Source organism: Streptomyces sichuanensis (genome assembly GCF_020328095.1).
Lineage (GTDB): Bacteria > Actinomycetota > Actinomycetes > Streptomycetales > Streptomycetaceae > Streptomyces > Streptomyces cinnamoneus.
This window is the reverse complement of record NZ_JAIXMK010000238.1, coordinates 1-3,455: the sequence shown is the minus strand read 5'-3', so window position 1 is coordinate 3,455 and position 3,455 is coordinate 1. Positions and strand designations below refer to the sequence as shown.

4 protein-coding genes are annotated in these 3,455 nt (G+C 72.9%); all 4 read left to right on the top strand.

Annotated features, from left to right (window positions below):
• Positions 1–171: 171 nt before the first annotated feature.
• The 4 genes from LE181_RS31585 to LE181_RS31570 all read left to right on the top strand — a co-directional run bounded on the left by LE181_RS31585 (position 172) and on the right by LE181_RS31570 (position 3,251).
• Complete coding sequence (locus tag LE181_RS31585; RefSeq protein ID WP_225665016.1) at positions 172–645, top strand: DUF6299 family protein; 474 nt, start codon at positions 172–174, stop codon at positions 643–645.
• A 59-nt stretch (positions 646–704) separates the two neighbouring features.
• Positions 705–1,565, top strand: a complete 861-nt coding sequence (gene rsmI / locus LE181_RS31580) for a 16S rRNA (cytidine(1402)-2'-O)-methyltransferase (protein WP_225665014.1) — start codon at positions 705–707, stop codon at positions 1,563–1,565.
• A gap of 180 nt (positions 1,566–1,745) precedes the next feature.
• Positions 1,746–2,264: a hypothetical protein gene (locus LE181_RS31575; RefSeq protein WP_225665012.1), complete on the top strand. Its 519-nt coding sequence runs from the start codon at positions 1,746–1,748 to the stop codon at positions 2,262–2,264.
• A gap of 33 nt (positions 2,265–2,297) precedes the next feature.
• A complete protein-coding gene (locus LE181_RS31570) occupies positions 2,298–3,251 on the top strand; it encodes a TatD family hydrolase (protein WP_225665010.1) in 954 nt (317 codons plus the stop codon).
• The last annotated feature ends 204 nt before the right edge of the window (positions 3,252–3,455 follow it).

Sequence of the window (3,455 nt, the reverse complement as noted above, 5' to 3'; positions counted from 1 at the left end):
GCCGAGCGGCGCCCGCCGAGCGGCGCCCGCCAGGCGGGGCCCACCCGCGGACTCGCTCCGCCCCCCCGGACTCGCCCCCGCCCGGGTGACGTTCGGCCATCCCCGCCCCCGCTTCCGGTATCCCTGACGACGCTCCGTCATCTGCGGGGCCTTATGGAGGGATACCCACCCATGCGCATCCGTGAGGCGATCAGCATCGCCGTAGGCGCCCTCGGCGTCACCGTCCTGACCGTGGCAGGTCCCGTCGCCGCGCCCGGGGCGGCCGCCGTCCCGCCCCCGCCGCCACCCCGCAACCAGCTGACCATCGACGACACCGGCCGCATCGCCCCCGACGGCACCATCACCCTGACCGGCACCTACCGCTGTCAGCTCCCCGGCGGCCTGCCGGCCGGCACCGTCCTCGTCGCGCCCACCGTCATCCAGGGCGGCCACTCCCAGGGCATCGGCGGTTCCCGTGCCACCTGCGACGGCAGGCGCCACCCGTGGCGGAACGCGGCGCATCCCTACCACTCGGCGTTCCGGCCGGGGCCGGCCCGGACCGACGGCACGCTGATGCAGTTCCGGAAGGACAAGAGCGGGATCCTCCTCCCGCACTTCCTCGCCGTCGCTCCCCAGCACGACATCGTGCTCGTCACCCGGCCCTAGGCGGCGCCCCACGGACCGGCCCGGGACCGTCCGCCCCGCGGTCCTGCGAGGATGGGGGCGTGACTGGAACGCTCGTACTCGCAGGAACTCCCATCGGTGACGTGGCCGACGCACCCCCGCGGCTGGCCGCCGAGCTCGGTGCCGCCGAGGTGATCGCCGCCGAGGACACCCGCCGGCTGCGCCGCCTGACGCAGGCGCTGGGGGTGCACACCACCGGACGGGTGGTCTCCTATTTCGAGGGCAACGAGTCGGCCCGCACGCCCGAGCTCGTCGAGGCGCTGCGGGGCGGCGCCCGGGTGCTGCTGGTCACCGACGCGGGCATGCCGTCCGTCTCCGACCCCGGGTACCGGCTGGTCGCGGCGGCCGTCGAGCACGGCATCAAGGTCACGGCCGTGCCGGGCCCGTCGGCGGTGCTGACGGCGCTGGCGGTCTCCGGGCTCCCCGTGGACCGGTTCTGCTTCGAGGGCTTCCTGCCGCGCAAGGCGGGCGAGCGGCTCGGCCGCCTCCGCGAGGTGGCCGACGAGCGGCGCACCCTCGTCTACTTCGAGGCCCCGCACCGGCTCGACGACACCCTCGCCGCGATGGCCGAGGTCTTCGGCGCCGACCGCCGGGCCGCGGTGTGCCGGGAGCTGACCAAGACCTACGAGGAGGTCCGGCGCGGCCCGCTCAAGGAGCTGGCCGAGTGGGCCGCCGAGGGCGTGCGCGGCGAGATCACGATCGTCGTGGAGGGCGCCGCCGAACGCGGGCCCGGGGACCTGGACGCCGCCGAGCTGGTGCGCCGCGTCCGCGTCCGCGAGGAGGCGGGCGAGCGCCGCAAGGAGGCGATCGCGGCCGTGGCTGCGGAAGCAGGTCTACCCAAGCGCGAGGTGTTCGATGCGGTCGTAGCGGCAAAAAATGCCGCACAGTCGGACCGATCGTAAAGTAAAGGGCTAACCTGAAAAGCAAAGCTTGGGCATGGCAGCCGGTGCCTTAGGGCATGGAGCCGCCAAGTTTGCCCCAATTCGCGGGTCAGGCTGCTGCGCCGTCGCCGGGATGGGCGTTCCCTGGTTGTGGGACGTCCGGTCCCGGAGAGGCTTGTCCAGCGGACAAGAGGAGCTGCCATGAGCGAGACCGCAGGTGCTTCGAGCGGGGCCAGGCCCGCCACCCAGACGCGCGTGATGACCCAGGCCCCGTCGCCGGGGAAGGGCGAGGTGGCGCACGAGTCGTACGCCTTCGCGTGCATGCGGTGCGGACAGGGCTGGGAGCAGTCCTACGAAATACGCCACTACACCGACGCCGAGGGCCGGCCCTTCGTCGTCTACTACGCGGACGGCGAGCGCGTGCCGTCCCCGCTCAGCCGACCCACCTGCGTGAACTGCGGCGAGCACGTCGTGCGCATCATGCGGTCCGGGCAGGTGTCCGTGATCGCCGATGCCCTGCACCTGTCCGGACGCACGGTCGTTCCGGCGACCATGCAGGCGGCCGCCGGGCCGCTGCAGATCGGCGGCAGCTATCACGAGCCGCGTGAGGCGAAGACCCGCCACGGCCGGCACGAAGCCGGCCGTGAGACCGACAAGCCCGAGCCGCGCACCCACGGCTGGCACCTGTCCGACCTGCTCAAGCCCTTCCACCGGAAGTGAGCTCCGCCCCGCACGCTCCTTAGAATCGCGTGCATGGCGGCAACAGCAGCAGCATCGAACGGCGGCCCGGAAGACGGCGGGCGGAACGCGAACGAGGGCAAGGCCGACAAGGCCGGCAAGCCCGACAAGCAGGTCCCCCCGCCGCTCCCGGAGCCGCTGAACGTACCCGTCGCCGACTCCCACACCCACCTCGACATGCAGGACTCCACGGTCGAGGAGTCGCTGGCCAAGGCCGCGTCCGTCGGGGTGACCACCGTCATCCAGGTGGGCTGCGACCTGGCCGGCTCCCGCTGGGCCGCCGAGACCGCCGCCGCCCACGACGCCGTGTGGGCCACGGTGGCCCTGCACCCCAACGAGGCCCCCCGCATCGTCCTCGGCGACCCCGACGGCTGGTCCCGGCAGGGCGCCCGGGCACCGGGCGGCGACGCCGCCCTCGACGCCGCGCTGGAGGAGATCGACCGCCTGGCCGCGCTGCCGCAGGTGCGCGGCGTCGGCGAGACCGGCCTCGACTACTTCCGCACCGGCCCCGAGGGCAAGGCCGCGCAGGAACACTCCTTCCGTCGCCACATCGACATCGCCAAGCGCCACGGCAAGGCCCTGGTCATCCACGACCGCGACGCCCACGAGGACGTCCTGCGGGTCCTGGAGGAGGAGGGCGCGCCCGAGCGCGTCGTCTTCCACTGCTACTCCGGCGACGCCGCCATGGCCAAGCTCTGCGCCGATGCCGGCTACTACATGTCCTTCGCCGGGAACGTCACCTTCAAGAACGCCCGGCACCTGCGCGACGCCCTCGCCGTCGCCCCCCTCGACCTGATCCTCGTCGAGACCGACGCGCCATTCCTGACCCCGGCGCCGTATCGCGGACGGCCCAACGCGCCCTACCTCATTCCGGTCACATTGCGCGCGATGGCCGGAGTGAAGGACATCGGCGAGGACGCCCTGGCCACGGCGGTAGCGGCGAATACCGCACGGGCATTCGGCTACTGACCCCTGAATTCGCGACACCGTGTGACGATACGACTTTGGTGGGTGACGGTGGCTCCGCTACAGTCCCGGGCCTAGCCGGACCCATGGAGAGTCGTGAGTCATGCACAGGGCAGCCCCCACGCTGCACCCCGCGCCGTGACGGAAACGCCGCTGCCGTACGACCCGTACGCGCAGCCCGATCCGTACGGCTCGCACGACCCCTAC

Bases quoted from the DNA above. Each gene is read 5' to 3' on its own strand.
- LE181_RS31585 (WP_225665016.1), top strand. From the start codon at position 172: ATGCGCATCCGTGAGGCGATCAGCATCGCCGTAGGCGCCCTCGGCGTC.
- LE181_RS31575 (WP_225665012.1), top strand. From the start codon at position 1,746: ATGAGCGAGACCGCAGGTGCTTCGAGCGGGGCCAGGCCCGCCACCCAG.
- LE181_RS31570 (WP_225665010.1), top strand. From the start codon at position 2,298: ATGGCGGCAACAGCAGCAGCATCGAACGGCGGCCCGGAAGACGGCGGG.